At 71.5% G+C, this 4,007-nt stretch carries 2 protein-coding genes and 2 pseudogenes; 2 read left to right on the plus strand and 2 right to left on the minus strand.

What is annotated here, in order from left to right:
* Positions 1 to 344 (plus strand): HAMP domain-containing sensor histidine kinase (locus tag GJ632_RS20145; RefSeq protein WP_197428119.1); only part of this gene is annotated, 344 nt, incomplete at its 5' end.
* A gap of 47 nt (positions 345 to 391) precedes the next feature.
* On the opposite strand, the gene GJ632_RS20150 is transcribed toward GJ632_RS20145, so the two are convergent.
* Both GJ632_RS20150 and GJ632_RS20155 read right to left on the minus strand, forming a co-directional pair.
* Complete coding sequence (locus GJ632_RS20150; protein ID WP_191453862.1) at positions 392 to 1,033, minus strand: DUF3267 domain-containing protein; 642 nt, start codon at positions 1,031 to 1,033, stop codon at positions 392 to 394.
* 151 nt (positions 1,034 to 1,184) lie between these two features.
* Positions 1,185 to 2,728: pseudogene (locus GJ632_RS20155) on the minus strand (amidohydrolase).
* Positions 2,729 to 2,859: 131 nt separating this feature from the next.
* Here GJ632_RS20155 and hmgA point away from each other — a divergent pair.
* Positions 2,860 to 4,007, plus strand: a pseudogene (gene hmgA / locus GJ632_RS20160) (hydroxymethylglutaryl-CoA reductase (NADPH)); the annotation flags it as partial.

Raw genomic sequence — 4,007 nt, forward strand, 5'->3', positions numbered from 1 at the left:
ACGCCGTCGAACACGTCGGCGACGACGTCACCGTCCGCGTCGGCGCACTCGAGGACGGCTTCTTCGTCGAGGACGACGGCCCGGGCATCCCCGCCGAGGACCGCGACACCGTGCTCGAGACGGGGTACTCCACGGACCCCGACGGCACCGGGTTCGGACTCGCGATCGTGCGGCGAATCGCCGAAGCGCACGGTTGGACCGCCTCGGTCACCGAAGCGGTGTCGGGCGGCGCGCGCTTCGAGTTCCGCGCCGAGTCGCACTCGAACGGCCCGTTCGAGGACGCCGGCGACCCCCGTGCCGGTCGCTACGGGTCCGCGGCCCGTTCCGAGGACGTCGGCCGCTGACCGGGTGCAGGTGGTCGCGGCGCACGTCGACGACCGGGACCGGACCGTCACGACGCCGGTTCGAAGACGTACGAGTGGCGGACGTCGCTGTCGTAGTAGAGCGTCCCCTCGGGCCGTCGGAGGAGTGACGCGATGGCGTACAGGTCGCCCGCGGCGCCGGCGGTGTTGAACACGAGAGCGACGAACGCCGCGAACGCGAGGAAGGGGACGGGCACGAACAGGAGGGGGAACAGGAGGGCGTCGAGGAGGAGCAACGGCGCCGCGGTGACGACGAGGACGTCCTCGCGCCGCTGAAACTGGTGGAATGCGCAGGCGTACGCCGCGCCGAGGAACGGCGCGACGCCGTAACTGACGCGGTAGCCGTACCGCCGGTAGGCGAGTCCGTGGACGAGTTCGTGAACCACGACGGTGGCGAGGACGGTGCCGACGAAGACGCCCGCGGCGAGTCCGAGTCGGAGCGAGAGGGTGAATCCGGTCTCCGTCTGCTGCACGTCGAACACCGTCTCGAAGACGGCGGGGCCCTGCACGGTCCACAGAACCGAGCCGAACAGCGGTATCCCGACGGCGACGAGGGCGACGGACAGCACCGTCAGGACCGGGAGCGAGTACTCGAACGCCGTCGGTTCGGCGTACCCCGCGGGCGTCTCCGGGACCAGCGCGTCGTCGGGGTCGAATCGGCTCTCCGGCATCAGTTCGCCCGGACGGGTCGACGGTTCACTCGGTACACACGGACCCGGACGGCGGCGGCGACTTCCGTGTTTCCGCCGGCGACGGCGGGCGCGAGCGAGATGGCCCCCGCCGCTCCCCCGCGAGGACGCCGTCGGGGAGGGGTTCGACGCCCTACGCGTCGCGTTCGTACACCACGTCGCCGGCGACGACGGTGGCCGAGACGTCGATGTCGCGTATCGAGTCGGCCTCCCACGGCGACTCGGCCAGCACCGTCAGGTCGGCCGCCTTCCCCGCCTCGATGGTTCCGAGTCGGTCCTCGTCGAACCCGGCGTACGCCGCGCCGGCGGTGTACGCGCGGAGGGCCTCCGTCACGCCGAGTCGTTGCTCCGCTTCGGGGGCGTTCACCGCGTGGTGGACGCCGAGGAGGGGGTCCAGCGGCATGCAGTCGCTCCCGAACGCGAGGGGGACGCCCGCCTCGGCGAAGGCGGCGTAGCGGTTCGTCTCCGTCCGCCGGTCGCCGAGGCGCGAGTCGTACAGGCCGCCCTCGCCGGCCCACTTGAGGAAGTTCGGCTGGACCGAGGCGACGACGCCCGACTCGGCGAACCGCCGAATCGCCTCGTCGTCCGCGAGTTCCGCGTGTTCGACGCGGTGTCGGCTCTCGCCCGGACTGTCGCAGTCCTCGTACGCGTCGAGGACCGCACGCACCGCCTCGTCTCCGATGGCGTGCGCGGACAGTTGGAGGCCGTGCGCGTCGGCCCGCGAGACGACGTCCGACAACTCGTCGGGGTCGACGACCCACGACCCCGTCTCCGACGGGTCGTCGCTGTACGGTTCGGAGAGTTTCGCCGTCCGCCCGCCGAACGACCCGTCGGTGAACGTCTTTATCGCCCCGGTGCGGACCATCTCGCTCCCGTGGTTCGTCCGCAGACCGGCGTCTACCACGCTGTCGAGGTGGTCGGCCCAGTAGTTGATGCGGACGCGAAGCGTCAGGTCGCCCCGCCGGTCCAAGTCGCGGTAGCGCCCGGTTTCGCCGAGTTGCGCGTCATGTCGTGGACGCCGGTGACGCCGCGTTCGTTCGCCGCCGCCTGCGCCGCGCGGAGGAGTTCCTCCGTCTCCGCCCGGTCCGGTTCGACCGCCTCGTACACCGCGTCGACGGCCTCCTCCACGACGACGCCGGTGGGGTCGTCGCCGTCGTATCGCACGTCTCCGTCCGGCATCTCGGGCAGGTGGCGGTCCAACGCGACCGAGTTCAGCGAGGCGACGTGCATGTCCTCGCGGAACGCGGCGACGGGCCGGTCCGTCGAGACGGCGTCGAGGTCCTCGCGCGTGAGGTACCGCGACTCGGCCCACGCGCTCTCGTCGTAGCCGTATCCGAGGACCCACTCGTCGGCGTCGTCGCCGCCGAGTTCGGCCGCCCGTTCGCGGAGCCGATTCACGCAGTCGTCGGGGCCCGCGGCGCCCGCGAGGTCAGCGTGGACGAGGGACCGCCCGACCATGTCGAGGTGGGTGTGCGCGTCGACGAACCCCGGGAGGACCACGTCGCCCCCGAGGTCGACTGTCTCCGTCTCGGTGCCGACGAGGAACTGCACGTCGTAGGACTTGCCGAGGCGGACGATTCGGCCGTCGCGGACGGCGATCGCCTCGTGCGTCTCGTCGGGGTCGCAGAGCGTGTGCACCTCGCCGTCGAGGAGGACGAGGTCCGCGGCGTCTGTCATGTGTGGGGAGGTGGCGGGGGGAGGGCAAAACGGTTGGGGTGGCGGTCAGTCCGACGGCGTCGGTCCCGCGGGAAGACGCGCAGAGGCCGGGAACCGGTAACGGTTAGGGAAGTCGCGAAAAACTCCCGCACATGACCGACGCTACGACGGCCGAAGCACTCGCCGAACGCGTCCGGGAGGGCGAGTTGCGACTCCACGAACTCGAAGACCACGCGGACGCCGACACGGCGACGGCGGCCCGCCGCCTCCTCGTCGAAGCGCAGTCGGGGGCGTCGCTGGATGCCGTCGGCGACTACGGCTTCCCGGCCGAACGCGCCGACCCCAACATCGAGAACATGGTCGGGACCGTGCAGGTGCCGATGGGCGTCGCCGGCCCCGTCGAGATACGCGGCGGCAGTCTCGACGGCGAGCGCTACCTCCCCCTGGCGACGACGGAGGGGGCCCTCCTCGCGAGCGTCAACCGCGGCTGTTCGGTCCTGAACGAGGCCGGCGGCGCGAACGCGCGCGTCCTGAAGTCCGGGATGACCCGCGCCCCCGTCTTCCGCGTCGCCGACGTGGTGGCGGCCGAAGCGCTGGTCGAGTGGGTCCGCGACAACGAGGACACCCTCGCGGAGGCGGCCGAGGAGACGACCAGTCACGGCGAACTGCTGGACGTGACGCCGTACGTCGTCGGCGACTCCGTCTACTTGCGCTTCCGCTACGACACGAAGGACGCGATGGGGATGAACATGGTCACCATCGCCACGCGGGCGGCCTGCGACGTGGTCGAAGCGGAGACGGACGCCTCCCTCGTGGCCGTCTCGGGCAACCTCTGCACCGACAAGAAACCCGCGGCGATAAACGCCGTCGAAGGACGGGGACGCTCCGTCACCGCCGACGTGACCATCCCGCGCGAGGTGGTCGAAGAGCGACTGCACACGACGCCCGAGGCGGTGGCCGAGTTGAACACCCGCAAGAACCTCGTCGGGTCGGCGAAGGCGGCCAGTCTGGGGTTCAACGCCCACGTCGCCAACGTCGTCGCCGCGATGTTCCTCGCCACCGGACAGGACGCCGCGCAGGTGGTGGAGGGGTCCAACGCCATCACCACCGCGGACGTGCGGGACGGCGACCTGTACGTCTCCGTCTCCGTCGCCAGTCTCGAAGTCGGCACCGTCGGCGGCGGGACGAAACTGCCGACGCAGGCCGAGGGACTCGACGTCCTCGCGTCCGGGGGGGCGGTGACCCCGCGGGGTCGAACGCCGACGCCCTCGCGGAGGCCATCGCCGTCGGCGCTCTCGCG

It is taken from the genome of Halogeometricum sp. CBA1124 (assembly GCF_009741955.1).
GTDB lineage: Archaea > Halobacteriota > Halobacteria > Halobacteriales > Haloferacaceae > Halogeometricum > Halogeometricum rufum.

Bases quoted from the DNA above. Each gene is read 5' to 3' on its own strand.
- GJ632_RS20150 (WP_191453862.1), bottom strand. From the start codon at position 1,033: ATGCCGGAGAGCCGATTCGACCCCGACGACGCGCTGGTCCCGGAGACG.